General features: G+C 32.2%; 27 protein-coding genes. 17 read left to right on the forward strand and 10 right to left on the reverse strand.

All coding sequences use genetic code 11. The features are described from left to right. From JOOMADRAFT_RS13650 to tsaE, 6 genes are all read right to left on the reverse strand, one after another. Window positions 1-399 carry a DUF4258 domain-containing protein gene (locus tag JOOMADRAFT_RS13650; protein ID WP_008614349.1) on the reverse strand — a complete coding sequence of 133 codons (399 nt, stop codon included), beginning with the start codon at window positions 397-399 and terminating at the stop codon, window positions 1-3. Window positions 400-401: 2 nt separating this feature from the next. After that, complete coding sequence (locus JOOMADRAFT_RS13655) at window positions 402-1,601, reverse strand: alanine dehydrogenase (RefSeq protein WP_008614351.1); 1,200 nt, start codon at window positions 1,599-1,601, stop codon at window positions 402-404. Window positions 1,602-1,645: 44 nt separating this feature from the next. Further along, window positions 1,646-2,176 (reverse strand): hypothetical protein, encoded by a 531-nt coding sequence (locus JOOMADRAFT_RS13660; RefSeq protein ID WP_008614353.1) that lies wholly within the window; start codon window positions 2,174-2,176, stop codon window positions 1,646-1,648. Window positions 2,177-2,270: 94 nt separating this feature from the next. Then, window positions 2,271-2,426, reverse strand: a complete 156-nt coding sequence (locus tag JOOMADRAFT_RS20340) for a hypothetical protein (RefSeq protein ID WP_008614354.1) — start codon at window positions 2,424-2,426, stop codon at window positions 2,271-2,273. Window positions 2,427-2,661: 235 nt separating this feature from the next. Beyond that, window positions 2,662-2,817 carry a hypothetical protein gene (locus JOOMADRAFT_RS20185; RefSeq protein WP_008614358.1) on the reverse strand — a complete coding sequence of 52 codons (156 nt, stop codon included), beginning with the start codon at window positions 2,815-2,817 and terminating at the stop codon, window positions 2,662-2,664. A 140-nt stretch (window positions 2,818-2,957) separates the two neighbouring features. Further along, the gene (tsaE, locus tag JOOMADRAFT_RS13665) at window positions 2,958-3,365 is read right to left on the reverse strand and encodes a tRNA (adenosine(37)-N6)-threonylcarbamoyltransferase complex ATPase subunit type 1 TsaE (protein ID WP_008614360.1); all 408 of its coding nucleotides are present in this window, start codon (window positions 3,363-3,365) and stop codon (window positions 2,958-2,960) included. 146 nt (window positions 3,366-3,511) lie between these two features. Between tsaE and JOOMADRAFT_RS13670 the strand changes: the two genes are divergently transcribed. From JOOMADRAFT_RS13670 to JOOMADRAFT_RS13680, 3 genes are all read left to right on the forward strand, one after another. After that, entirely contained in the window at window positions 3,512-4,390 is an 879-nt protein-coding gene (locus JOOMADRAFT_RS13670; RefSeq protein ID WP_008610872.1) for an IS982 family transposase, read from the forward strand. A gap of 121 nt (window positions 4,391-4,511) precedes the next feature. Continuing rightward, window positions 4,512-5,366, forward strand: coding sequence for a hypothetical protein (locus tag JOOMADRAFT_RS19730; RefSeq protein WP_157136687.1), 855 nt, complete (start codon window positions 4,512-4,514; stop codon window positions 5,364-5,366). A gap of 23 nt (window positions 5,367-5,389) precedes the next feature. Continuing rightward, window positions 5,390-5,674: a hypothetical protein gene (locus JOOMADRAFT_RS13680; protein ID WP_008614364.1), complete on the forward strand. Its 285-nt coding sequence runs from the start codon at window positions 5,390-5,392 to the stop codon at window positions 5,672-5,674. Between the two features lie 42 nt (window positions 5,675-5,716). On the opposite strand, the gene JOOMADRAFT_RS13685 is transcribed toward JOOMADRAFT_RS13680, so the two are convergent. Together JOOMADRAFT_RS13685 and porX are read right to left on the reverse strand one after the other, a co-directional pair. Then, window positions 5,717-6,100: a hypothetical protein gene (locus JOOMADRAFT_RS13685; RefSeq protein WP_008614366.1), complete on the reverse strand. Its 384-nt coding sequence runs from the start codon at window positions 6,098-6,100 to the stop codon at window positions 5,717-5,719. Between the two features lie 195 nt (window positions 6,101-6,295). Beyond that, window positions 6,296-7,843: a T9SS response regulator signal transducer PorX gene (gene porX / locus JOOMADRAFT_RS13690; RefSeq protein WP_008614368.1), complete on the reverse strand. Its 1,548-nt coding sequence runs from the start codon at window positions 7,841-7,843 to the stop codon at window positions 6,296-6,298. Window positions 7,844-7,886: 43 nt separating this feature from the next. Here porX and JOOMADRAFT_RS13695 point away from each other — a divergent pair, with 43 nt between their 5' ends. The 12 genes from JOOMADRAFT_RS13695 (at window position 7,887) to JOOMADRAFT_RS13750 (ending at window position 20,202) form a co-directional block, all read left to right on the forward strand. Then, the gene (locus JOOMADRAFT_RS13695; protein ID WP_008614370.1) at window positions 7,887-9,110 is read left to right on the forward strand and encodes an HD domain-containing protein; all 1,224 of its coding nucleotides are present in this window, start codon (window positions 7,887-7,889) and stop codon (window positions 9,108-9,110) included. Window positions 9,111-9,140: 30 nt separating this feature from the next. Further along, the gene (lpxD, locus tag JOOMADRAFT_RS13700; protein WP_008614372.1) at window positions 9,141-10,154 is read left to right on the forward strand and encodes a UDP-3-O-(3-hydroxymyristoyl)glucosamine N-acyltransferase; all 1,014 of its coding nucleotides are present in this window, start codon (window positions 9,141-9,143) and stop codon (window positions 10,152-10,154) included. Between the two features lie 13 nt (window positions 10,155-10,167). After that, complete coding sequence (locus tag JOOMADRAFT_RS13705) at window positions 10,168-11,571, forward strand: bifunctional UDP-3-O-[3-hydroxymyristoyl] N-acetylglucosamine deacetylase/3-hydroxyacyl-ACP dehydratase (protein WP_008614374.1); 1,404 nt, start codon at window positions 10,168-10,170, stop codon at window positions 11,569-11,571. A gap of 6 nt (window positions 11,572-11,577) precedes the next feature. Continuing rightward, window positions 11,578-12,372, forward strand: a complete 795-nt coding sequence (gene lpxA, locus JOOMADRAFT_RS13710) for an acyl-ACP--UDP-N-acetylglucosamine O-acyltransferase (RefSeq protein ID WP_008614376.1) — start codon at window positions 11,578-11,580, stop codon at window positions 12,370-12,372. A gap of 8 nt (window positions 12,373-12,380) precedes the next feature. Continuing rightward, entirely contained in the window at window positions 12,381-12,947 is a 567-nt protein-coding gene (efp, locus tag JOOMADRAFT_RS13715) for an elongation factor P (protein ID WP_008614379.1), read from the forward strand. Between the two features lie 90 nt (window positions 12,948-13,037). Further along, complete coding sequence (locus JOOMADRAFT_RS13720) at window positions 13,038-13,967, forward strand: UDP-3-O-(3-hydroxymyristoyl)glucosamine N-acyltransferase (protein ID WP_008614381.1); 930 nt, start codon at window positions 13,038-13,040, stop codon at window positions 13,965-13,967. Between the two features lie 5 nt (window positions 13,968-13,972). Continuing rightward, window positions 13,973-14,392: a nuclear transport factor 2 family protein gene (locus JOOMADRAFT_RS13725; RefSeq protein ID WP_008614383.1), complete on the forward strand. Its 420-nt coding sequence runs from the start codon at window positions 13,973-13,975 to the stop codon at window positions 14,390-14,392. A gap of 186 nt (window positions 14,393-14,578) precedes the next feature. Beyond that, window positions 14,579-15,451 carry a succinate--CoA ligase subunit alpha gene (gene sucD / locus JOOMADRAFT_RS13730; protein ID WP_008614385.1) on the forward strand — a complete coding sequence of 291 codons (873 nt, stop codon included), beginning with the start codon at window positions 14,579-14,581 and terminating at the stop codon, window positions 15,449-15,451. A 208-nt stretch (window positions 15,452-15,659) separates the two neighbouring features. After that, window positions 15,660-16,406, forward strand: coding sequence for a 3-oxoacyl-[acyl-carrier-protein] reductase (gene fabG / locus JOOMADRAFT_RS13735; protein ID WP_008614387.1), 747 nt, complete (start codon window positions 15,660-15,662; stop codon window positions 16,404-16,406). A 100-nt stretch (window positions 16,407-16,506) separates the two neighbouring features. Continuing rightward, on the forward strand, window positions 16,507-18,540 hold the full coding sequence (locus JOOMADRAFT_RS13740) for a vWA domain-containing protein (RefSeq protein WP_008614388.1): 2,034 nt from the start codon (window positions 16,507-16,509) through the stop codon (window positions 18,538-18,540). A 13-nt stretch (window positions 18,541-18,553) separates the two neighbouring features. Then, a complete protein-coding gene (locus tag JOOMADRAFT_RS13745) occupies window positions 18,554-19,354 on the forward strand; it encodes an SDR family oxidoreductase (RefSeq protein WP_008614395.1) in 801 nt (266 codons plus the stop codon). Between the two features lie 32 nt (window positions 19,355-19,386). Beyond that, on the forward strand, window positions 19,387-20,202 hold the full coding sequence (locus JOOMADRAFT_RS13750) for a prohibitin family protein (protein ID WP_008614405.1): 816 nt from the start codon (window positions 19,387-19,389) through the stop codon (window positions 20,200-20,202). Window positions 20,203-20,238: 36 nt separating this feature from the next. Here the strand turns inward: JOOMADRAFT_RS13750 and JOOMADRAFT_RS13755 are convergent, their stop codons facing one another. Together JOOMADRAFT_RS13755 and JOOMADRAFT_RS13760 are read right to left on the reverse strand one after the other, a co-directional pair. Beyond that, complete coding sequence (locus tag JOOMADRAFT_RS13755; protein ID WP_008614406.1) at window positions 20,239-20,796, reverse strand: hypothetical protein; 558 nt, start codon at window positions 20,794-20,796, stop codon at window positions 20,239-20,241. A gap of 194 nt (window positions 20,797-20,990) precedes the next feature. Next, window positions 20,991-21,752, reverse strand: a complete 762-nt coding sequence (locus JOOMADRAFT_RS13760; RefSeq protein WP_008614407.1) for a nucleoporin Nup88 family protein — start codon at window positions 21,750-21,752, stop codon at window positions 20,991-20,993. Window positions 21,753-22,182: 430 nt separating this feature from the next. On the opposite strand from JOOMADRAFT_RS13760, the gene hisG reads away from it, so the two are divergent. Then, complete coding sequence (gene hisG / locus JOOMADRAFT_RS13765; RefSeq protein ID WP_008614408.1) at window positions 22,183-23,046, forward strand: ATP phosphoribosyltransferase; 864 nt, start codon at window positions 22,183-22,185, stop codon at window positions 23,044-23,046. A gap of 259 nt (window positions 23,047-23,305) precedes the next feature. After that, window positions 23,306-24,589 (forward strand): histidinol dehydrogenase, encoded by a 1,284-nt coding sequence (gene hisD / locus JOOMADRAFT_RS13770; protein ID WP_008614409.1) that lies wholly within the window; start codon window positions 23,306-23,308, stop codon window positions 24,587-24,589. Window positions 24,590-24,634: the final 45 nt, after the last annotated feature.

Here is a 24,634-nt window from a genome sequence, read left to right on the forward strand (position 1 = left end):
TTAATGAGTTTTTTTACTGACATCTAAAATATCTGCAACAAATTTGCAGTTTTTAACAACGAGCTCTACGGGCTCGTTGTTTATTTCCCCATCAATATAATAAGTACTGCATTTATCTTCAGAATTTGTTTGCTCTCTGTCAATATTGCTTTTTGAAAAATTAACTTCTCCATATGTTAAGACAGAATCAATCTGCTCTTCAGAGATGGTATTGTTGTCTATTAATTGTTGAATTTTAGATGAAAAATTAATTTCTTCTTGAGTTCTAATAGCTTTTAGTGTTCTGCAATTAGGCAAGTAACAAAATTCAGCTCTTTTTTCTTTAAAAAAGTATGCAAGAAAAATTAATCCTAGAGAGAGACCGATGAGATAAAAACCGATTCTTTTTATTAATGGCATAGTTAAAATATCAAAAGATTTATGTCGCGGTAGGAAAGGTCAAACCATTCTGCAACCGATTTACTAGTTAAAATTCCGTGGTAAAAGTAAAGTCCGTTTCTTAAGCCTCTATCAAATCTAAGCGATTGTTCTAGTCCGCCATCTTCTCCAATTTTTAAAAGATAAGGAGTAAATATATTGCTTAGAGAAACAGAGGCAGTTCTGGCATATCTGGCTGGAATGTTTGGTACGGAGTAATGAATAACTCCATGTTTAATAAAAGTTGGTTTATCGTGAGAGGTTACTTCACTAGTTTCTATACAGCCTCCCATATCAATACTTACATCAATAATAACAGCTCCTTTTTTCATGTTTTCAACCATAGTTTCGGAGACTACTACTGGAGATCTATCAATTCCTCTAACCGCACCTATAAGTACATCACAGCGTTTTAAAGCTTTTAGTAAGTTTTTTGGTTGTAGGGTAGAGGTATAAAGCATTCTACCGAGGTTGTTTTGAATGCAACGTAATCTTGTAATAGAATTGTCAAATACTTTTACACTTGCGCCTAAGCCAATAGCAGATCTAGCAGCAAATTCTCCTACAGTTCCGGCACCAATAATTACAACATCAACAGGAGGAACTCCTGTAATATTTCCAAACATTAGTCCGTTACCACTATTTGCATTTGTCATAAGTTCTGCGGCAATAAGTACAGAGGCAGTACCAGCAATTTCACTTAAAGCTCTTACGGCAGGGTAGTTGCCATCATCATCTTTAATAAATTCAAAGGCTAGGGCAGTTATTCTTTTACTGGCTAGAGTTTCAAAGTATTTTTTACTTCGTGTTTTAATTTGAAGCGCAGAAATAAGAATAGATTGCGGATTTATAAGTTCTAATTCTTTTAAAGAAGGCGGCTCAACTTTAAGTATAATAGGGCATGAAAATACTTTTTTTGTATCGGTAGTAATTTCCGCTCCAGCTTCGCTATATTCTTTATCAGAATAATTAGCGTCAAATCCTGCATTAGATTCTATTATTACACGATGTCCATGTGAGGTTAATGCATTAACAGCATCTGGAGTTAAGCAAACACGATTTTCCTGATAGGAAACTTCTTTAGGAATCCCAATAAATAATTCTCCTTTTTGTTTTAATAACTCTAGGGTTTCCTCTTGAGGAATAAGCTCTTGTTTGGTAAATGGAGTATTAGGATATGACATTTTTATAGCTTAAAATTCAAAGGTAGTCAAACTTTTTATGTCTATTAGGAATTTGTTTCATTATAGAGATCCCTTTCTTTGTCTTGGTACTCTTTTAATTCTTTATCTATTTTATCTAAGTCAATTCCGTGTACTACTTTATCGAATAGTTTTAATCTAATAAGATATACAATTGGAATTACAATCATCATAACAGGAATGATATAATATATCTCAAACTCATCTATGTATCTTATATCATCGTTTAAAGAACTAACTAGTTGAAAAATATACATGCTAATAGGAATGAGTATAACATGATACCACCAATGCTTACAGGTAAAAAACCAAATTATGAGTAACATCAAAGGAACAAACTTATTCATTACATTCCATGCGGCTACATATAATGTAGAATAGTGAGAGGTTTTAAATGTGAAAAAAAAAGTTTCCCAAACTTGTTCTTGTGGAAAACTTTCATATAGATAAAAAAGATAAGGAGAAATAGCTATTAAAAAAGCCATTATAGAACCTAAAGCTAACGCTTTGGTTTTTCTATTCTTTTCAAGTTCATATGAACTTTTATTTTTTTTCACGGGTTATTAAGATTTGGATCATTAAGACAAATTAAGCGAATCCAAAAATAATAAACAAATAATAACCTCAATTAAGAGGATTTATTTGATGAGGTTAACCATTAGTAGGCATCTCAATTTCTGCTTTATCAATAGCGTGTGTATTGTAAAGATTATCTTGGTCTGCAACGTTATCATTAGAACAAGAAGTTAAAGAGATAGAAAGTATAGCGATTGAAGCTATGGCAAAAGTTGTTTTTTTAAAAGACATAATAGTATTTTTAAAGGTTAGGGTATTTTTTAGTATAGATTAACCGTTAGTAGGCATTTCAATTTTAGCTTTGTCAATAGCATGTGTATTGTAAAGATTATCTTGGTCTGCAACGTTATCATTAGAACAAGAAGTTAAAGAGATAGAAAGTATAGCGATTGAAGCTATAGTGAAAGTTATTTTTTTGAAAGACATAATAGTGTTTATTAAAGGTTAGGGTGCTTTTTAGTATAGATTAACCGTTAGTAGGCATTTCAATTTTAGCTTTGTCAATAGCATGTGTATTGTAAAGATTATCTTGGTCTGCAACGCTGTCGTTAGAGCAAGAAGTTAAAGAAATAGAAAGTATAGCAATTGAAGCTAGAACGAAAGTTATTTTTTTGAAAGACATTATAGAATATTTTTTGGTTATTTGATGGTTCAAACCTACCAAAAAATTGGGTACGGAAAATAAAAACCTTTGTCGTACATTAGTAAGTTTTTAATATACAACTAGTTCTGAGGCTATATGAAGTGTTTAAAGATAGTGATTTAGTTGATAATCAAAACTCTTTCTTCGTTAAAAAGTACTTTTATGTCGATAATGGCCGCTTCTTCAGGTAATAAATCTATAATTTTATCTGGCCATTCAATTAAGCACCAAGAACCACTATAGAGGTAATCTTCTATTCCAATTTGATAAGCTTCCTCTATGTCATTAATTCTATATAAGTCAAAATGAAAAATAGAGCCTTCTTTATTTTTATACTCATTTACTAAGGAAAAAGTTGGACTAGATACATGGTCATTGCTACCTAATAGTTCAACTATTTTTTTTATTAAAGTAGTTTTTCCAGCTCCCATCTCTCCATTAAAAATAATGATTTTAGAAGTAACTTCTTTAATTATTTCTTGCGCTACTTTATTAATATCTTGAAGGTTATAAGTTTTTTGTTTCATTATCCTAAATTTTGAGCAAATTTAAACATCCTTTTATTATATGCTTTCTTATATTTAGAATTATATATTAAACCCGTTGTGCATTTAGAAAAAGTTGTGCAAACTGCTAAAATGCAGTAAATTGTAGTAACCACACTATAATTTATATGCACAACTTTCAAGCAAATTACGACAAAATCCTCAAGGTTTTAAAAGAATTGGATTGTAAAATGGATTATTTACATCAAATCCGTAAACCTAAATTAAGAGATAAAGAGCTTATAGCTATTGATTTAACATCAGAATATATGAGTGTTGATAGTGAATGCCAGCTTTTTCGAATGTTACCTGCTGGTCTATCCAGCAAAATAGAGCGCAGTGTCTACAATAGAAGAAAGCGTAAGTTGTTTTCTTTTAGAGAATCACTTCGCAAGGCATTAGTGAGAAAGTTGAATAAATCTGAGCATTGTTATATTGTTGACAGTATGCCGTTAGAGGTCTGTAAATTATCAAGAAGCGCTAGAAGTAAGATATGTAAAGAACAAAACTACAGTCTGCCCGAAAAAGGATATTGTGCAAGTCAATCAAGCCATTATTATGGATATAAATTACATGCTGTCTGTTCTGCTCAGGGTGTTATCGAAAGTATGGATATTAGTCCAGCCTCTGTGCACGATATTAATTATTTAAAGGATATAAAGCATCAATTAAGTGATTGCATATTACTTGGTGATAAAGGGTATTTGTCGGCTGAATATCAATTGAATTTATTTGAATATCATAATATTAGACTTGAAACCCCTATGAGAACAAACCAGCATAACTATAGGGAGCAGCCGTACGTTTTTAAGAAATCCAGAAAGCGTATTGAAACATTGTTTTCTCAACTTTGCGACCAATTTATGATTCGAAGGAATTATGCTAAATCTTTTGAGGGATTCAAAAACAGAATATTATCTAAGATTACGGCTATGACGGTCATTCAATATATAAACATATTTGAATTCAACAGAAATATCAATAACCTAAAAATCAATATTGCCTAAATGCACAACGGGTTATATTAACTATTTTTGATAAATAAATATCATCCCTTTGCATTTAAAAAGAAAAAGAGTTTTGTTATATGAACTGATGATTGTGGTTATAATTATTAGTTCTTCATTTATGACTTATCTTCATGTATTGTTTCCAGACGCATCTACTTGGACAACATCTTTTTTTCAATTCAATTCAACACATTATAAATCTGTGCAGATGTATTGTTTTTTTGTGCTTTTATTTTTGTCTCAATCATTATTTCTTTCCTTGTGGTATATTACATGTAGGTATTGGTGGAAAATAGCTGTTTTTATAGTGTTAATGATGAGTTTTTATAATTTTTTTATTGTTGTTTTTTCTGAGGTGGAGAGTTCTGATTTAACACATAGATTTTCAATCTATTTTTTGACTTTACTATGTAGTTATTTAGTTTATTTAGTGAGTAAAAAAATAAATTATCCTTTATGGAATAGATTAACATTAGATGCTATTGATTCTGAAGAAGTTCTCCGTTATAAATTTAAAAACTCAAAACATTATACACGTGTATTAAATAGCTTTGATGAAGATGCATATAAATCAAACATAACCAATTTAAAAGAATTGGTAGCAAAAGCAGTTTTGATTTCTGAAGATAATTTTAATAAAGAAGAAAATCAATCAAATATACTTGATAAAAGCCTTAAAGGGAAAAGTATAGGAGGGGTTTTAATTTTTTTACTAATACTTTCTTTGTTGTTACTAGATAAGCTACATGTATTTGCGCCTGATGGTAAGACATGGGACTTAGGATTTACTACAATGGGTTCATTTGAATTCCCTAGCGTTACTATATTTCTTTGGTTTACAATGCTTAAAATAACTTCCTTTTTAGCTTTAACTATTTGGTTTTTAACGAGTAGGTATTGGTGGAAATATTTTTTATTAATCCCTATTATTATTGTTAGTTATCAAATTATTGGAACTTTTAATGTAAAGTGAGATTTATAAATGAAAATGAAATAATGCAAGCACTTCCATTGCTACTTCCTGTAATGTTATTTTTGATTTTTCTTTCCATTAAAATAAATAACTTCACTAAGGTAGAAAAGCTTAAAAATAAAATTAAAGTTAAAACTTTTAAAGTGATATCTTTTCTGGCTCACCAAGAAGATGAAGAAGGAAATAATCAAATTAAAGTTGATTTAGCTAGGCTTATGGAAAGTAAAAGTGCCTATAAAGCAGATGATTATTTGAAGGAATTAGAAGTGTTGCATCAAAAGTTATTACAAAAAAAACGTTCACAATAGAAGTGAACGTTTTTTTGTTTTCTAAATACAGAAAAAATAAAACTAATTTGCTTCGTTTTTAGCAGTACTTATTTCTGTTTTAATCTTGTCCATCAAGTTCTTTAATTCATCTTCTTGATGCGCTTTAATCTTTTGCTCTATTATCGCTTCAACCTCTTTATAGGTGAGTTTCTTTTCTGGCATATGTTGTTCTGCGGAACTAGAATCGGTTCCAAACATAGTACCATGACCAGTAACTACCCAGTTAATGTTTACAAACGGATACTTTTCTACGATTCTTTCTAGAATATCACTTCCTACAGAAGCATTATTCTTTTTCATACGTAAAGTGTAACCATTCGATGCGCCTATAGACATGTCAAATTGTCTAGCGCTCATTCCAAGAGATTGGATAATAGAAAAAATTCTATCAATTGCTTTTGCCATTTTGCTAATTTTGAGGGTTTGGTCAAAAATAGAAAAAAAACTCTATTAAATGCAAGTTTTTTATTTTTTTCACATAAAATTAACACTTACATGGAGTTAGTTTATTAGAATTGATGTAGTCCTAGGTATATGTTTTTCTACAAATATGAGTATAAATGCATTATTACGATATTAAAAAGAGTATGTCAAATGCTGCTATTTAGGACTCAGTACTACATAAGGGATAATAATTTCCTCTAATGAAATCCCCCCATGCTGGTAAGTGTTTTTATAATAACTTACATAATGGTTGTAGTTATTTGGGTACGCAAAGAATAAATCTTCTTTAGCAAAAATAAAGGAACTACTCATGTTAATTGTAGGTAAATGAATTTCTTTCGGATTTCTTACACCATAAACTTCTTTATCATTGTAAGATAAACTTCGTCCAGTTTTATATCTTAAATTCAAACTGGTGTCTCTATCTCCAATTACTTTAGAAGGATTTTTTACATTTATAGTTCCATGATCGGTGGTTATTATTAATTTAAATCCTAATTGCTGAGCTTGTTGGATAATATCTAATAAAGGAGAGTTTTTAAACCAGCTTTGGGTTAAAGAGCGGTATGCTTTATCGTTAGAAGCTAATTCCTTTACAACTTCCATCTCTGTTTTAGAGTGCGAAAGCATGTCTACAAAATTATAAACTACAACGGTTAAATCGTTGTTTTTTTGCGATTTAAAATTTTGAGCGAGTTGTTTTCCTAATTTTAAACTGGAAATTTTATGATATTCCCATTTAATATCTAGCCCTAACCTACGAATTTGAGCTTCTAAAAAGTCGGCTTCATGTAGGTTCTTGCCGCCTTCTTCAGTATCATTTTTCCATAACTTAGGATGAAGTCTTTCCATTTCAGAAGGCATAAGTCCCGAAAAAATAGCATTTCTAGCATACTGAGTTGCTGTAGGTAAAATGCTGAAATAGGGAGCTTCTGTAATTTTTTTATAATAATTGGTAACAGTACCTTCAAAAGTTTTCCATTGATCGTACCTCAAATTATCTATAACTACTAAAAGTGTAGGTTGCTTTTTGTTAATTTCTTTAGCAATTAAATCTTTAAAGAGTGTATGAGACATAACGGGAGCATCTTCCCCATTAAACCATTTTGCGTAGTTTTTTTCTATAAATTTTCCAAACTGAGTATTAGCTTCTGTCTTTTGAGATTCTAAAATCTCGGTCATTCCAGTATCTTCAATATCTTCAAGTTCAATTTCCCAGTAAATTAATTTTCGATATAAATCTGCCCATTCTTCGTAAGAATTCACCATAGTTAAGTCCATCGCTATTTTACGGAACTCTTGTTGGTAATTTGAAGTTGTTTTTTCTGAAATAAGTCTAGAGTGGTCCAGATTTTTTTTAAGACTTAAAAGAATTTGATTCGGATTAACTGGCTTAATTAAATAGTCGGCAATTTTAGCTCCAATGGCTTCTTCCATTATATTTTCTTCCTCACTTTTGGTAATCATTACTACAGGAAGTGTAGGTTTTAAGCTTTTAATTTCGCTTAAAGTTTCTAAGCCTGAGAGGCCTGGCATATTTTCATCTAAAAAAACAATATCAAAATTGTTTACTTTGACTTCCTCAACAGCCTCCGTTCCACTTTGACACGTGTTAACAGTATAATTCTTCTTTTCAAGAAAGAGAATATGTGGTTTTAAGAGTTCAATTTCATCATCTACCCAAAGTATCTTTATGTCATTCATTCTATTGATGTATATTTGTACGTAATTTTACAATTTATTCAGTTTGAACACAGCAAACAAGCTTAAAATATTCAACGATCCAATTTACGGATTTATTACCATCCCGAACGAACAGATCTTCGATTTAATTGAGCATAAGTATTTTCAACGATTACGCAGAATCTCTCAAATGGGACTTTCTTATTTGGTGTATCCTGGAGCTCATCATACCCGTTTTCATCATGCTATTGGGTGTATGCATTTAATGCATAAAGCTATTCAAGTGCTTCGTTTTAAAGGGATTGAGATTTCTGAGGAAGAAGAAAAGGCTTTGCTGAGTGCTATTTTATTGCATGATATTGGACATGGTCCGTTTTCACATGCAATGGAACATAGTATTGTAAATGGAGTTTCTCACGAATATATTTCGCTTCAATTTATGGAGGCTTTAAATAAAGAGTTTAACGGAACTTTAACGCTAGCTATCAAGATTTTTAAAGGAGAATATGAGCGAAAGTTTATGAACCAGCTTATCTCTGGGCAATTAGATATGGATAGAGCTGATTATTTAAAACGAGATAGTTTTTATACTGGAGTTTCTGAAGGAAATATAAATTCCGAACGAATCATTTCAATGTTAAATGTTGTTGATGACCAGTTGGTGGTTGAAGAAAAAGGGATTTACTCTATTGAAAAATTTTTAGTAGCTCGCCGATTAATGTATTGGCAAGTGTATTTGCATAAAACAAGTTTGGCCGCAGAACAATTACTTATTAAGGTGTTGCAGCGCGTAAAAGAGTTGCATAAAAAAGGGGAGACAATACATGCAAGTAGTGCGCTTGAGTTTTTCTTGGATAACGAAATAGGTAAAACAGATTTTAACGAGCAAATATTAGAAACTTTTTCACGTTTGGATGATATAGATATTTTATCGGCAATGAAAGAATGGCAATTTCATGAAGATTTTGTGCTTTCTAATTTGTGTAAAATATTATTAGAAAGGGATCTTCTAAAGATTAAAATTAAAAAGAAACCTATAAAAGAAGAGCGAGTACAAGCTCATTTAAATGAATTTATTAATAAATATAATGTAACGGAAAATGAGGCTAAATACTTTGTTTTTAACGGATTAATTGAGAATCAAGCCTATTATATTGACAAGCAAAACATTCATATTTTAATGAAGTCAGGTAAAATTGTTGATGTAGCAAAAGCTTCCGATCAATTCAATATAAAAGCCTTGTCAAAACCAGTTACAAAATATTACATGTGCTATCCTAAAAAATAAAAGCACAATTTTTTATACTTTTGCGTGGAAATGAAATTTACAGCAACTCAAATAGCAGGAATCTTAGAGGGTGAAATAGTAGGCAATCCAGAAGTGGAAGTGTCTAAACTTTCTAAAATAGAAGAAGGAACTGATGGTTCGCTAACTTTTTTAGCAAATCCAAAGTATACTCATTATATATATTCAACAGAAGCATCGATAACGATAGTGAACAAAACATTAGTTTTAGATCATGATGTAAATACAACTTTAATTAAGGTTGAAGATGCATATAAGTCGTTTTCAAAGCTTCTAGAGTATTATAACCAAGTTAAATTGAATAAAACTGGCGTTGAACAACCCATATTTATGGCAGCATCTTCTTCCTATGGAGAAGAAGTTTATATAGGAGCATTTACTTATATAGGAGAAAATGTTAAGATAGGGAATAATGTTAAGATTTATCCAAATGCTTATATTGGAGATAATACAGAGATATCGGATAATGTAGTAATTTTTGCGGGGGCAAAAGTTTATTCAGAATCTAAAATAGGAAGAAATTGTGTTATCCATAGCGGATGTGTAATTGGTGCCGATGGTTTTGGTTTTTCTCCAAATGAAGAAGGAGAGTTTCAAAAAGTACCACAAACAGGAAATGTAATCCTTGAAGATTATGTAGATGTTGGTGCAGGAACTACAATAGATAGAGCAACACTTGGATCTACAATTATTAGAAGAGGAGTTAAGTTAGACAACCAAATGCAAATTGCACATAATGTTGAAATTGGAGAAAATACTGTAATTGCTGCACAAACTGGAATTGCAGGTTCTACCAAAATTGGTAAGAATTGTATGATTGGTGGGCAAGTAGGAATTGTAGGACATATTACTATTGGAAATAGAGTTAGAATCCAAGCACAATCTGGTATTGGAAGAAATGTAAAGGATGACGAAGTTTTGCAAGGCTCGCCAGCGCTTAATTATGGAGATTTTAATAAGTCGTATGTACACTTTAAGAATTTACCAAAACTTGTAGACAAAATTAATCAACTAGAAAAAAAGTAAAAGATAAATAACAATGAGTAATCAGGTTATCAAACAGAAAACCATTGCTAAAGAGGTTTCTTTAACTGGTGTAGGATTGCATACAGGAGAAAATGTTACTATGACGTTTAAACCGGCTCCAGAGAACCATGGATATGCTTTTAAACGTGTAGATTTAGAAGGGCAACCTGTTATTGAGGCAGATGCTAATTATGTGGTAAATACGCAAAGAGGGACAAATCTTGAGAAAAGAGGAGTTAAAATTCAAACCTCAGAGCATGTTTTAGCAGCTTTAGTAGGACTGGAAATCGATAATGTTTTAATAGAGTTAAATGCTCCTGAGCCGCCTATAATGGATGGTTCTTCAAAGTATTTTATCGAAGCGCTAAAAACAGCAGGTATTGTTGAGCAAGAGGCAGAAAGAGAAGAGTTTATAGTTACAGATGTAATTTCATATACAGACGAAGAGTCTGGAAGTGAAATTACAATTATTCCTTCTGACGAATATCAAGTAACTGCAATGGTAGATTTTGGAACTAAAGTTTTAGGAACTCAAAACGCTACATTAAAGCACATTTCTGATTTTGAAAAGGAAATAGCAGATTCTAGAACGTTTAGCTTTTTACATGAAATAGAAACGCTTTTAGAACATGGCTTGATAAAAGGAGGAGATTTAAATAATGCTATTGTATATGTAGACAAAGAATTGTCTAATGAAACAATGGAAAAGCTTAGAGCAGCATTTAATAAGGATTCTATTTCTGTAAAACCAAATGGAATTTTAGATAACCTTACTTTAAATCATCCTAACGAAGCAGCGAGACATAAATTACTAGATGTAATTGGAGATCTTGCTTTAGTAGGGATGAGAATTAGAGGTAAAGTGATAGCTAATAAGCCAGGGCATTTTGTTAATACACAGTTTGCTAAAAAGCTATCTAAAATTATCAAATTAGAAAAAAGAAATAAAGTTCCTAAATACGACCTTAGTAAACCTCCATTGATGGATGTAAATCAGATAATGAAAATGTTGCCACATAGGCCTCCTTTTTTGTTAGTAGATCGTATTTTGGAAATGTCTGATACACATGTAATTGGGATGAAAAATGTAACCATGAACGAGCCTTTCTTTGTGGGACATTTTCCTGGAGCACCTATTATGCCTGGAGTTTTACAAGTAGAAGCTTTAGCGCAAACAGGAGGGATTCTAGTTTTAAATACTGTTCCAGACCCAGAGAATTATCTAACTTTCTTTATGAAAATGGATAATGTTAAATTTAAACAGCAAGTACAGCCAGGAGACACACTTATCTTTAAAATGGAATTAATATCGCCTATTAGAAGAGGGATATGCCATATGCAAGGATATGCTTATGTAAATGGTAAAATTGCAACGGAAGGAGAGCTAATGGCTCAAATAGTAAAAGTTAAAGAATAGTAGATAATGAATCAGCCACTAGCATATGTTCATCCAGGAGCCAAAATCGCCAAAAATGTGGTGATAGAGCCTTTTACTACCATTAATAATAATGTGGTAATTGGAGAGGGAACTTGGATTGGAAGTAACGTAACAATAATGGAGGGAGCTCGAATAGGGAAAAATTGTAATATTTTTCCTGGAGCAGTAATTTCTGCAATCCCTCAGGATTTAAAATATAACGACGAAGATACAACAGCCGAAATTGGAGATAACACTACCATCCGTGAGTGTGTTACTATTAATAGAGGAACTTCCGACAGAATGAAAACCGTTATCGGTAAAAACTGTTGGATTATGGCGTATAGCCATATAGCGCACGATTGTTTTGTGGGCGACCATTGTATTTTTTCAAACAATAGTACGCTTGCAGGACATATTACCGTTGGGGATTATGTGGTTTTAGCAGGTATGACAGCTGTACATCAGTTTTGTTCTATCGGAAATCATGCTTTTGTAACTGGAGGATCACTAGTAAGAAAAGACGTACCTCCATATGCAAAAGCTGCGAGAGAACCACTTTCTTATGTAGGAATTAATTCTGTAGGATTAAGAAGAAGAGGATTTTCAGCAGAAAAAATAAGAGAAATACAAGATATTTACCGAATTTTATATCAGAAAAATTATAACAATTCTCAAGCTGTAGAAATTATTGAAGCGGAGATGGAGGCAACTCCAGAACGGGATGAAATATTGCAGTTTATAAAAGATTCTCAAAGGGGAATCATGAAGGGTTATTTTAGTTCAAATTCAAATCATTAAAAAATAATATGGCAACTACATCAGATATTAGAAAAGGATTATGTATTCGATACAATCACGATATTTATAAAATCATTGAGTTTTTACACGTAAAACCAGGAAAAGGACCTGCTTTTGTGAGAACAAAACTTAGAAGTGTTACTTCTGGAAAAGTGTTAGATAATACTTTTTCTGCAGGACATAAAATTGAAGATGTTCGTGTAGAAACAAGATCTTATCAGTTTTTATATGCTGAAGGAGATACATATCATTTTATGAATACCGATGATTACAATCAAATAACCCTTCAGAAAGGGTCATTAGATACTCCAGATTTGTTAAAAGAAGGAGAAGTAGTTACTATTTTATTTAATACAGAGGATAGTATGCCGCTTTCTGTAGATATGCCTGCACACGTTGTGTTAGAAGTTACTCACACAGAGCCTGGTGTAAAAGGGAATACAGCTACAAATGCAACAAAACCAGCTACTGTAGAAACTGGAGCTACTATTAATGTGCCTTTATTTATTAATGAAGGAGATAAAATAAAGATTGATACTGAAAAAAGCGCTTATATGGAGCGTTACAAAGGGTAAACCCTTAAAACTAATTTTTAGGTCTCGCAAAAAGAGATTTTTTATTGATAATCTTTTATTTTTTCTGAAATTAAATTATAGCTTAATACAATGAAGTTTCCACAAAAACACACCCTCAAGCAAATAGCAACCATATTAAATTGTGATTATGTAGGTGATGATGATTTTCCTGTGCTTGGAATGAATGAAATCCATGTGGTGGAAGCTGGAGATATTGTATTTGTGGATCATCCTAAGTATTACGACAAAGCATTAGAATCTGCTGCAACAGTGGTTTTAATTAATAAAGAAGTGGAATGTCCGCCTCAAAAGGCATTATTAATTTCTGATGATCCTTTTAGAGACTTTAATACGTTGACAAACTTTTTTAAACCTTTTGAAAAGGCAACATCATTAATAGCTGCTTCTGCAAAGATAGGAGAAGGAACAGTAATACAGCCAGGAGCATTTGTAGGAAATAATGTTGTTATTGGTAAAAATTGTATGATTCATTCCAACGTTAGTATTTATGATAATTGTATTTTAGGAGATAATATAACCATACACGCCGGAACTGTTTTAGGTGCAGACGCTTTTTATTATAAAAATAGACCAGAAGGTTTTGATAAATTACTTTCGGGAGGGCGTGTAGTTATAGAAAATAATGTAGATTTAGGAGCGCTTTGTACTATTGATAAGGGTGTTACTGGAGATACTTTAATAAAAAAGGGAACCAAGATAGATAATCAAGTTCATGTAGGGCATGATACTGTAATTGGAGAAAAGTGTTTAATTGCTTCTCAAGTAGGAATTGCGGGCTGTGTTATTATTGAAGATGAAGTTACTATTTGGGGACAAGTAGGAATTGCTAGTGCTATTATAATTGGAAGAAAAGCAGTTTTATTAGCGCAATCTGGTATAAGTAAGTCCTTAGAAGCAAATAAAACTTATTTTGGTTATCCGGCAGAAGAAGCGAGAAAAAAATATAAAGAGTTGGCGTCTATACGCCAAATACCATCAATAATTGAAAAATTAGGATAAGTATTATGGGGCAATCAATAAAAAAGATAATAAAAGATTTTTATGAGCTAGAGCCTATCAAAAATAGAGAGGTTTTAAGTGAATATCTTCATGATGATTGTGAGCTTTATTGGAATAGTAGTAAAGGATTTACGAAGCTAAATAAGCAAGAGCTCATTCTTTTAGCAGAAAATATGTCAGAAGCATATCAATCTATAAGAACAGAAATAAGTCATTTGTTAAAAGATGGAGACGCCGTAACAGTGCGTTATACTTATCATGTAAAAACTATTGAGAACCCAGACGAAGAACAACCCTTAGCGCATTTTATTACTATTTGGGAATTTAATGAAGGGAAGTTGTACAAAGGATATGAGATTAGTCAACTAGCAGATGATAATCCAGTAAATCTTAATTCTTTCATCCCAATAAAAGATAAAAAATAACAGAAGTAAACTACCTTTGGCAAGCGTGGAGGTATTAGAAATAAAAACTAAAAACATTCCGAGGTAACCATCGGAATACTATAATCTCGATTATCGAGTAAAATAATTAATTATTTTTTGAAGTAGATTTCTCAAATCGTATTCAAAAAGCTATTTTTGTAAAGCTTTAAATAAAATTCAACCCTAATGAGTGTATTAGTAAATAAAGATTCTAAAATAATAGTACAAGGATTTACAGGAAGTGAAGGAACTTTTCACGCCGAACAAATGATTGAATACGGAACCAACTTAGTTGGTGGTGTAACACCAGGAAAAGGTGGTCAAGAGCATTTAGGAAAACCTGTTTTTAACACCGTTAAAGAAGCGGTAGATCAAGTAGATGCAGATGTATCTATTATTTTTGTGCCGCCAGCTTTTGCTGCCGATGCTATTATGGAAGCTGCCGATGCAGGTATCAAAGTTATCATTACTATTACGGAAGGTATTCCTGTTGCAGATATGATTAAAGCTTCAGACTATATTAAAGATAAAGACTGTAGATTAATCGGCCCTAACTGTCCAGGGGTAATTACTCCAGGAGAAGCAAAAGTAGGTATTATGCCAGGTTTTGTATTCAGTAAAGGTAAAGTAGGTATCGTTTCTAAGTCGGGGACTTTAACTTATGAAGCGGCAGATCAGGTAGTAAAACAAGGACTTGGAATTACTACAGCAATTGGTATTGGTGGAGATCCAATTATCGGTACTACAACTAAAGAGGCTGTAGAATTGTTAATGAACGATCCAGAAACTGAGTGTATTGTAATGATTGGAGAAATTGGTGGACAATTAGAAGCGGATGCTGCACGTTGGGTAAAAGAAAATGGAAATAAAAAGCCAGTTGTTGGTTTTATCGCTGGAGAAACTGCTCCTAAAGGTAGAACAATGGGGCATGCTGGTGCAATTGTAGGTGGAGATGATGATACTGCAGAAGCTAAAAAGCGTATCATGAGCGAATGTGGGATACATGTAGTAGATTCTCCTGCTGAAATAGGTAAAAAAGTAGCCGAAGTAATTGGCTAATTAAAATAGTATCATATAAATTATAAAACCCTGCATTTTTGTAGGGTTTTTTGTTGGGAAAACATCGTATTTGCTATCTTTGATAAAAGATAATAGAAATTTAAGATCTAATATTACAGATGAAACATCCATGTCTAATCTATAGACACAACAGAAGGATTATTTTGGGTGTTCCGTGCGACCGTTAAAAAACAATAAAAATAAACACATGAAACTTTTAGAAGGTAAAACAGCGATTATCACTGGTGCTAGTCGTGGTATAGGGAAAGGAATAGCAGAAGAATTTGCAAAGCAAGGCGCAAATGTAGCTTTTACATATAGCGCATCCGAAGGCCCAGCTAAGGAATTAGAGGCTCAGTTAATTGCAAGTGGTGTAAAAGCGAAAGCTTATAAAAGTAATGCCGCTAGTTTTTCAGAATCTCAAGAGTTGGTAGATGAAGTTATTAAAGAGTTTGGTGCTATAGATATTCTAGTAAATAATGCAGGAATTACTAAAGACAACCTTTTAATGCGTATTTCTGAAGAAGATTTTGATAAAGTTATCGAAGTAAACCTTAAGTCAGTTTTTAATATGACTAAAGCTGTGCAACGTACAATGCTAAAGCAACGTAAAGGCTCTATTATTAACATGAGCTCTGTTGTTGGGGTTAAAGGAAATGCAGGACAAACAAATTATGCGGCTTCTAAAGCTGGAATTATTGGTTTTTCTAAATCTGTTGCTTTAGAGCTTGGTTCTAGAAATATAAGAAGTAATGTGGTAGCTCCAGGGTTTATTGAGACTGAAATGACAGGTGCTTTAGATGAAAAAGTAGTTCAAGGATGGAGAGATGCCATTCCGTTAAAAAGAGGAGGAAACCCAGAAGATATTGCAAATGCTTGTGTGTTTTTAGCTTCAGATATGTCAAATTATATTACGGGTCAAGTATTACAAGTGGATGGCGGAATGCTTACCTAAAAATTAGCTTATAAACTTATATTTAGAGCGTAATCTATTGTTTTAGGTTGCGCTCTAAAATTATTTTTCTTTATCTTTTGAAGAAATAAAAACCCTGTTAATGATTGGAGTAAGTCATGTTATTTACATAGTCGTAGCCGCAATTATCTCCCTCTTAATTACGCTGTTTATGTATCGTAAAAATAGAGGTCTTGGAAGGGTTTTTATAATGATGGCATTGTTGCGTTTTGTAAGTATATTTATAGCACTTCTACTTCTCTTAAATTTAAAATTCTCTACTAAAGAATATTACACTCAAAAGCCCAAACTTTTTGTTTTAACCGATAATTCTAGCTCGATACAGGCATTAGGTTATGAAAATATAGCAAAAGATTTTTTAGGTGAAATCATAAATGATGCGGAGTTAAATAATAAGTTTTCAGTTGAAAAATATACATTTAATGAAGAATTATCTTCTAATGATAGTCTGAGTTTTTCGGGTTCTCAAACAAATATTACCAATGCTTTACAAGCTATAGAGCGTATTAATCAAACTTCAAATAATGCTATTGTAATGCTTTCTGATGGGAATCAAACTTTTGGAACCGATTATCAGTATGCTTCAAAAAGCTTGAAGAATAGCGTTTTTCCAGTTGTTTTAGGAGATTCTATAGTGTTTAATGATTTACGGATTAGTCAATTAAATGTAAATAAATACGCATATTTTAAGAATAAATTTCCTGTAGAGATATTTGTAAATTATGAAGGAGCTTCAGCAGTGAATTCAACTTTAAAAATATATAATGGGAATCAGGTGTTGTTTTCAGAAAAAATATCTTTGACTCCAGAGAATCCTTCCAAAGTTGTAAATACAGAACTTTTGGCAAATAAAATAGGAGTTCAAACTTTAAAAGCGGTGATAGAACCGCTTTCAGAAGAGAAAAATAAAACTAATAATAGTAAACTTTTTGCGTTAGAAGTTATCGATCAAAAAAATAAAATTGCTATTGTTACAGATGTGTTACATCCAGATATTGGCGCATTAAAAAAAGCAATAGAGAGCAATGAGTTTAGAACAGCAGATATTTTAAATATAGAAGAGGAGAGCAAACAAATTAGCGAGTATCAATTAGTAATATTGTACCAACCAAATTCGGCTTTCAAAAAAATTATTGAGGAAATAAAAACTCAAAAACATAATTTTTGGATTATCTCTGGAGTGGATACAGATTGGAACTTTATCAATTCGATGGAGTTAGGATTCGACCGCTCCCTAGGTGCTGGAGAGGAAGATGTGTTGCCTGCTTTTAATGAAAATTATAATACTTTTCAAACAGAAGATATTGGTTTTAACGATTTTCCTCCGCTTTTGGATAATTTAGGAGAAGTTTCTTTTTTGGAATCCTATCAAACGCTGTTGTTTAAGAAAATTGGAAATATTGATACCGCTGAGCCGCAATTAGTGACTATTGAAAATAACGAACAGAAGTCGGCTATTTTATTAGGAGAGGGAATATGGAAGTGGCGTGCTGCTAGTTTTTTGAAAAATGAAAACACAGAGGCTTTTGATGCTTATTTTGGAAAGCTCATCCAATATGTTTCTTCCACTAAGAAAAGAGATAGACTTACTATTGAAAATGAATCGTTTTATTACGGAAATGAATCGATAAAAATCACAGCTTCATATTTTGATAAGAATTTTATCTTTAATGCAAATGCTTCTATGGAGGTTGTTATAAAAGATAAAAATAGTAATACTTCAACTACCTTTCCAATGCTTTTTAAAGGAAATACTTATGAAGTAGATTTAAGTTCTCTAAAAGCATCAGAATACGATTTTACAGTAAAGGTACCTTCAGAAAAAATAGCTAAATCTGGGAGCTTTACCATTTTAGCGTTTGATGTAGAAAAACAATTTGTAAATCCAGATACAGAAAGGCTTAAAATATTGGCGGATAATACAGGAGGAAGCATGTATTTTTCTGCTGATTTTTCAGCGTTAAAAGCACAGTTATTGTCGGATGCTAGCTATCAATCCATTCAAAAAAGTAAAGAAAATATTGTATCTTTAATAGGCTGGAAATGGTTGCTTTTTGTGCTAATTGGAACCCTTTCTATTGAATGGTTTTTAAGAAAATATAATGGTTTAATCTAAAAAACTTCAAAAAATGGGCTTATTAGAAAATCAAGTTGCTTTAGTTACAGGAGGAAGCTCTGGAATAGGGAAGTCTATTGCTTATTATTTGGCTAAAGAAGGAGCTAATGTAGCTGTTAATTATTATTCTGATAAGGAAGGCGCAGAAGACGTTGTTAAAAGTATAGAAGCTCTAGGTAAAAAAGCGTTTGCAGTTCAAGCAGATGTTGGAGATGAAGCAGATGTAGCTCGGATGTTTGATGCTGTTTTTAATGAATACGGAAATTTAGATATATTAATAAGTAATGCAGGGATTCAAAAAGATGCGCCTTTCCATGAAATGACGTTAAAAGATTGGAATGCTGTAATCCGTACAAATCTTACAGGGGCTTTTTTGTGTGCTAAAGAAGCGGTAAACTATTTTTTAAAACGAGGGGTGGTGGAAGGAATTAGCAAATCTGCTGGAAAAATAATTTTTATGAGTTCTGTGCATCAAGAAATTCCTTGGGCAGGACATATTAATTATTCTGCTTCCAAAGGAGGGTTAACAGAATTGATGCGCTCCCTATCTCAAGAAACTGCAAATAAACTTATTAGAGTGAATAGTATTGCGCCCGGAGCTATTAAAACTCCAATAAATGAAGATGTTTGGAAAGATGATGAAAAACATAAGCATTTATTAAAATTAATTCCTTATAATAGGCTAGGAGAGCCAGAAGATATAGCAGAAGCAGCTATTTGGTTAGCTTCTGATAAATCGGAATATGTAAACGGAACCACTTTATTTGTAGATGGAGGAATGACACTCTATCCTGGGTTTGTAGATAACGGCTAATAATTAATTTTTAAAATGATAAAAACTGACAAATGAACAAATTACCTAAAATTGGAATACCTATTGTTATAATTGCTATTGCAGTTATTATTATACTTTTTAAATCTGCTGTAGATATTGACTCTGGAGAGGCTGGAGTTTTATTTAGACCCTTTGATGGAGGGGTGGTTACAGATGAACCGCCTTTAAGAGAGGGGTTTAATATTATAGCGCCTTGGAATAGAGTTACTATTTATGAAGTGCGTCAGCAAGAAGTTTCAGAAAAAATGCAAGTACTTTCTTCAAATGGATTGGAGATTAAATTGGATGCCTCTATTTGGTTTCAACCTCAATATGATAAATTAGGTTCTTTACATCAAGAAAAAGGAGTTGATTATGTTTCTCGAGTTTTACAACCTGCAATAAGGTCTGCAGCAAGAAGTGTGGTTGGGAGATATACTCCAGAACAATTATACTCCAGTAAAAGAGATGCTATCCAAGAAGAAATTTTTGTTGAAACAAAAGAAATACTAAAAAATCAATATGTGCAATTAAATGAAGTATTAGTACGAGATGTTACATTGCCAGCAACAATAAAAGATGCAATTGAGCGTAAATTACGCCAAGAGCAAGAATCTTTGGAATACGAATTCAGAATTGAAAAGGCAGAAAAAGAAGCTAAAAAACAAATAATTGAAGCACAAGGTAAGGCAGATGCAAACCAGATATTGAGTGCGTCTTTAACAGATAAAATTCTTCAAGACAAAGGAATTGAAGCAACAAATAGACTTTCAGAATCTCCAAACTCAAAAGTTGTTATAATAGGTGGAGGAGACAAAGGATTGCCTATTATTCTAGGGAATCAATAATGCAGAAATATAAAAACTGAGTTTCTATTTAGAGGCTCAGTTTTTTTTATCCCGATTTTCTTTTAACAACTGTGCTTTTCCTTTCCAATCGTCTCTTTTAATTCGCCCCGGGAAAAATTCAATAAGCTCAGTAACAATTTCAATGTCCTTATCACTAAGTTTACTTAATTGGTCGTATTTATAAATACCAATCCCATTTAATTTTTTTTCAATAAAAGGGCCAATTCCTTCAATTTTTTTAAGATCGTCTTTTGCCTCCTCAGAAGCAATTCCAATAGTGTTAAAATCGAGTTTAAGCGAAGTCGTTGTTTTTTTAACTTTCGCAACTTTTAGATCGCCTTCTAACGCCATCCCGCTTCTTCCACGTGTTTGAATGGCTTTAATTTTATTGTCTTCTTTAAAATTAATAGATTCACTTTTTAAGTTATTAACCAAGGTACTCTTATCGAGAAGACATTTTTCGAGTTCATTTTTGTATGTATTGTTCTTTAGAGAGCGTCCTATAAATAAACCGACAAAGAAAGCAAAGGTAATGGCAATAGGAATGAAATATGGAATTTCGGTAATGTTTGAGGGGTTAATTTGTGCTATCATTACAAAGAGAATAGAATCATATAAAATTATTGAGTAGGTATGTATTTAGTTGCCACTAATTTATAAAAATAGGGATAAAGTATTTAATTTTTTCCTGAAATAATATAGGATTACTTTAATCGCGCCAAAAAAAATGCCTCTCATTAGAATTATGAGAGGCATTTAAATATTTTAATCGGAAGAAGAAAAGGCTATTAGTTAGGGTTTTTCAATTCTTCTCGAACATCAAGATAGAAAGCATTAAAATCTGGGTGTAAAAACACATAAGTTACATTTCCACCGCCTGCTTTTGTAGTAACTTCAAGTCTAGTAGGAGTAACTTCAAACTCTTCTTGTAATAGTTTAGCTACAGAAGAAGCTCTCAAAGCGTTAATTCCCCAATCTCCACCAGCACTTTGGATGGAAACGTTTAGTGCAGGGTATTTGTTAACTGTAGCAGAAATTCTATTTAAAAAGTCTTTTGAAGAAGCTTCTACAGCAGAATTTCCTTCTTTAGCTCCAAATAGAAAAGTATTCTCCATTTTTACAATAATGGCTCCTTTTTCAACACCAATTTGAGCGCTTTCTCCTAAAGTTTTTTTTAGGTCGGTAAGTACTAATAATGCAATAGAATCGTTCGCACTAAAAGAATCTCTGATGCCTTTAATTTGTTTTTCTTTTTTTCTTAAAGCTTCTAAAGTTCTACTAATACTGTTAGATTGTTGAGTGGATGTAGATAAGAAGTTATTCATGTTATCTAAAAGTCCTTGGTTGGTTTCTTCAAGTTGAGTTACTTGAAACTCAAGACTTTTAATCTTATTTTGTGCAACAGTTAAATCGGCTTCGGTTTGTCTTAAAACTTTTAGCTTTTCATTTAACGTAGCAACTTCTTCTTTTAAATCTTTCTTACTTTGAGCAGAAAGGGGGCTGGTAATAGTTAGTATTAATAAAACCAAAATAGTAGTAAAAGTTCTCATTATATAAGTATCATTATTATTTTAAAATGCAGCACAAGATATTATTTTTTAGTAATATGACATAAAGAAGCGTGGAAACCTTTATAATTTTATTTTTTTGATAGAGGAATTATCAATTTTGAATACAGAAATAAGAAAAATATAACTTTTTACGTTAAAATAGATAGATTTTATAATTTTCTGATAAAAAACAAAATATAATTTGCATATATTTTTTAGAATGATTTAAATTTGTAGGACATAAAAGAGACAATGACATTATATACATCACATCATCATCATTTTCATACTTGCGCTCAAGCGAGGTGAGATTGTTATGTGTGATTTTAACATAATAAAAACCCGTTTGAGTAATCAAACGGGTTTTTTTATTGAAAAATTTTAAAAAGAATCATACCAAAATTTAAAGTATATTATTAGAACTAATGGAATGGAAGAAAGAAAAATAAAAATTGCAATTCAGAAATCAGGAAGATTGAACGAAGATTCTCTAAAGATCCTAAAAGATTGTGGTATTTCTATAGAAAATGGAATAGACCAATTAAAGGCATCAGCAAGAAACTTTCCTCTGGAAGTAATGTATTTACGAAATGGAGATATTCCTCAGTATTTAAGAGATGGAGTAGTAGATTTAGCAATTGTTGGAGAGAATTTATTAATAGAGAAGGGGAAAGATTTACAAATAGTAGAGAAATTAGGTTTTTCTAAATGTAAAGTGTCCTTGGCAGTTCCTAAAAACACTGACTTTAAATCGGTTAAAGATTTAGAAGGAAAGCGTATAGCAACTTCATATCCAAATACGGTAAACGAGTTCTTACAACGAGAAAGAATAAATGCCGAGCTTCATATTATCAATGGTTCTGTAGAGATTGCTCCAAACATTGGATTAGCAGATGCTATTGTAGATATTGTTTCGAGTGGGAGCACTTTGTTTAAAAACAATTTAAAAGAAGTAATATCTATATTAAACAGTGAAGCAGTTTTGGTTGCGCCTCCGCAAATTGAAGATGAAATTAGACCCATTGTTGAAAGATTAAAATTCAGAATACAATCGGTTTTAAAGGCTAGGGATTCTAAGTATGTGCTTTTAAATGCGCCAAATGAGAAGATTGATAAAATTATAGAACTGCTGCCTGGAATGCGTAGTCCTACAGTTTTACCTTTAGCGGAAGAGGGATGGAGTTCAATCCATACCGTAATAAATAAAGATCGTTTTTGGGAGATTATAGATGAGCTAAAAGTTGTTGGTGCTGAAGGAATTTTAGTATGTCCAATTGAAAAAATGGTAATGTAGTTGTTGGAAAACTAACAACCAAAATATTAATTGGCGAGTTCCATCTGACCAATTAGAAAAATAAGCATTAATGTTCGAGTAAAAATGCAAGATTGCTTTGGTGTAAGAAAAAAGAGTAAATCATAACTATTAAAAAATATACTTTTTAATAGCAAGGAGTTATTTTGAAAATCTATTTTAAACCTTGATATAACTGGAGTTTAATAAAATCAGGTTACTTTTTATTGGGCAATAATGAAAAATAAAAAAATAGCAACAGATGAATAAAATATACAATCCGAAACAAGAAGATTGGGCGGAGATATTAAAGCGTCCAACGCAAACAATAGACGATATTGAAGCTACAGTAAGTGAAGTTTTTAAGGAGGTAAGGCAAAAAGGCGATGAAGCGATTAAGAAATACACGAGTCTTTTTGATGGGGTAGCATTAGATACAAATATAGTTTCCGAAGTAGAATTTAAAGAAGCTAGCAAATCTATATCAGAAGACTTAAAGGCAGCTATTGCCTTAGCAAAAGAGAATATTACTAATTTTCATGCGGCACAAAAAACAGACAAGGTAAAGATTGAGACAACCAATGGAGTTTTGTGTTGGCAAGAAAAAAGACCTATTGAAAAAGTAGGTTTGTATATTCCAGGAGGAACAGCTCCCTTGTTTTCTACAATTCTAATGTTGGCTGTACCTGCACAAATAGCAGGCTGTAAAGAAGTAGTTTTATGTACTCCACCCAACAAAGAGGGAAAGGTAAATCCTGCAATATTATATACCGCCAAACTATGTGGGGTTAATAAGGTAATCAAGGTTGGAGGGATTCAGGCTATTGCGGGGATGACTTTTGGGACCGAGACTATTTCTAAAGTTTATAAAATTTTTGGTCCAGGGAATCAGTTTGTAACGGTAGCAAAACAATTGGCAACACGGTATAATGTGGCAATCGATATGCCTGCTGGACCGTCGGAATTATTGGTTGTTGCAGATGAAACAGCGAATGCAAGATATGTAGCCTCCGATTTACTTTCGCAAGCCGAACACGGTACTGATAGTCAGGTTATTTTAGTTTCTACCTCAAAAGATTTAATAGATGCGGTTTCCGAAGAAATAGAAACGCAAATAAAAGAATTGCCAAGAGTTGAAATTGCAAACAAAGCTATAGAGAATTCTCGTTTTATTTTAGTTGAAAATGATAAAGAAGCGCTAAAACTTATTAATGAGTATGGTCCGGAACATTTTATAGTTGTAACAAGTAACGAAGATTTTTATGTAAATGGTGTTACCAATGCGGGTTCGGTTTTTATAGGAGATTACACGCCTGAGAGTGCTGGAGATTATGCTTCAGGAACCAATCATACGTTGCCAACTAATGGGTATGCAAAACAGTATAGCGGCGTTAATTTGGATAGTTTTATGAAGAGTATGACTTTTCAGAAAATAACTAAAGAGGGAATAAAAAACATAGGATCAGCTATTGAATTAATGGCGGAGGCAGAAGGTTTACAAGCACATAAAAATGCTGTAACATTACGTCTTAAAGATTTGCAGTAGCAAAAGGCAAGTCAAGAGAGGTAGGTTATAAACAAATAATTATAA

Origin of the sequence: Galbibacter orientalis DSM 19592, from assembly GCF_000260115.1 — a bacterium.
Lineage (GTDB): Bacteria > Bacteroidota > Bacteroidia > Flavobacteriales > Flavobacteriaceae > Galbibacter > Galbibacter orientalis.

Excerpts from the sequence above, each read along its gene's own strand:
- JOOMADRAFT_RS13650 (WP_008614349.1), bottom strand. The coding sequence starts at position 399 with ATGCCATTAATAAAAAGAATCGGTTTTTATCTCATCGGTCTCTCTCTA.
- JOOMADRAFT_RS13655 (WP_008614351.1), bottom strand. The coding sequence starts at position 1,601 with ATGTCATATCCTAATACTCCATTTACCAAACAAGAGCTTATTCCTCAA.
- JOOMADRAFT_RS20340 (WP_008614354.1), bottom strand. The coding sequence starts at position 2,426 with ATGTCTTTTAAAAAAACAACTTTTGCCATAGCTTCAATCGCTATACTT.
- JOOMADRAFT_RS20185 (WP_008614358.1), bottom strand. The coding sequence starts at position 2,817 with ATGTCTTTCAAAAAAATAACTTTCGTTCTAGCTTCAATTGCTATACTT.
- tsaE (WP_008614360.1), bottom strand. The coding sequence starts at position 3,365 with ATGAAACAAAAAACTTATAACCTTCAAGATATTAATAAAGTAGCGCAA.
- JOOMADRAFT_RS13670 (WP_008610872.1), top strand. The coding sequence starts at position 3,512 with ATGCACAACTTTCAAGCAAATTACGACAAAATCCTCAAGGTTTTAAAA.
- JOOMADRAFT_RS19730 (WP_157136687.1), top strand. The coding sequence starts at position 4,512 with ATGACTTATCTTCATGTATTGTTTCCAGACGCATCTACTTGGACAACA.
- JOOMADRAFT_RS13680 (WP_008614364.1), top strand. The coding sequence starts at position 5,390 with ATGCAAGCACTTCCATTGCTACTTCCTGTAATGTTATTTTTGATTTTT.
- JOOMADRAFT_RS13685 (WP_008614366.1), bottom strand. The coding sequence starts at position 6,100 with ATGGCAAAAGCAATTGATAGAATTTTTTCTATTATCCAATCTCTTGGA.
- porX (WP_008614368.1), bottom strand. The coding sequence starts at position 7,843 with ATGAATGACATAAAGATACTTTGGGTAGATGATGAAATTGAACTCTTA.
- lpxD (WP_008614372.1), top strand. The coding sequence starts at position 9,141 with ATGAAATTTACAGCAACTCAAATAGCAGGAATCTTAGAGGGTGAAATA.
- JOOMADRAFT_RS13705 (WP_008614374.1), top strand. The coding sequence starts at position 10,168 with ATGAGTAATCAGGTTATCAAACAGAAAACCATTGCTAAAGAGGTTTCT.
- lpxA (WP_008614376.1), top strand. The coding sequence starts at position 11,578 with ATGAATCAGCCACTAGCATATGTTCATCCAGGAGCCAAAATCGCCAAA.
- efp (WP_008614379.1), top strand. The coding sequence starts at position 12,381 with ATGGCAACTACATCAGATATTAGAAAAGGATTATGTATTCGATACAAT.
- JOOMADRAFT_RS13720 (WP_008614381.1), top strand. The coding sequence starts at position 13,038 with ATGAAGTTTCCACAAAAACACACCCTCAAGCAAATAGCAACCATATTA.
- JOOMADRAFT_RS13725 (WP_008614383.1), top strand. The coding sequence starts at position 13,973 with ATGGGGCAATCAATAAAAAAGATAATAAAAGATTTTTATGAGCTAGAG.
- sucD (WP_008614385.1), top strand. The coding sequence starts at position 14,579 with ATGAGTGTATTAGTAAATAAAGATTCTAAAATAATAGTACAAGGATTT.
- fabG (WP_008614387.1), top strand. The coding sequence starts at position 15,660 with ATGAAACTTTTAGAAGGTAAAACAGCGATTATCACTGGTGCTAGTCGT.
- JOOMADRAFT_RS13740 (WP_008614388.1), top strand. The coding sequence starts at position 16,507 with ATGATTGGAGTAAGTCATGTTATTTACATAGTCGTAGCCGCAATTATC.
- JOOMADRAFT_RS13745 (WP_008614395.1), top strand. The coding sequence starts at position 18,554 with ATGGGCTTATTAGAAAATCAAGTTGCTTTAGTTACAGGAGGAAGCTCT.
- JOOMADRAFT_RS13750 (WP_008614405.1), top strand. The coding sequence starts at position 19,387 with ATGAACAAATTACCTAAAATTGGAATACCTATTGTTATAATTGCTATT.
- JOOMADRAFT_RS13755 (WP_008614406.1), bottom strand. The coding sequence starts at position 20,796 with ATGATAGCACAAATTAACCCCTCAAACATTACCGAAATTCCATATTTC.
- JOOMADRAFT_RS13760 (WP_008614407.1), bottom strand. The coding sequence starts at position 21,752 with ATGAGAACTTTTACTACTATTTTGGTTTTATTAATACTAACTATTACC.
- hisG (WP_008614408.1), top strand. The coding sequence starts at position 22,183 with ATGGAAGAAAGAAAAATAAAAATTGCAATTCAGAAATCAGGAAGATTG.
- hisD (WP_008614409.1), top strand. The coding sequence starts at position 23,306 with ATGAATAAAATATACAATCCGAAACAAGAAGATTGGGCGGAGATATTA.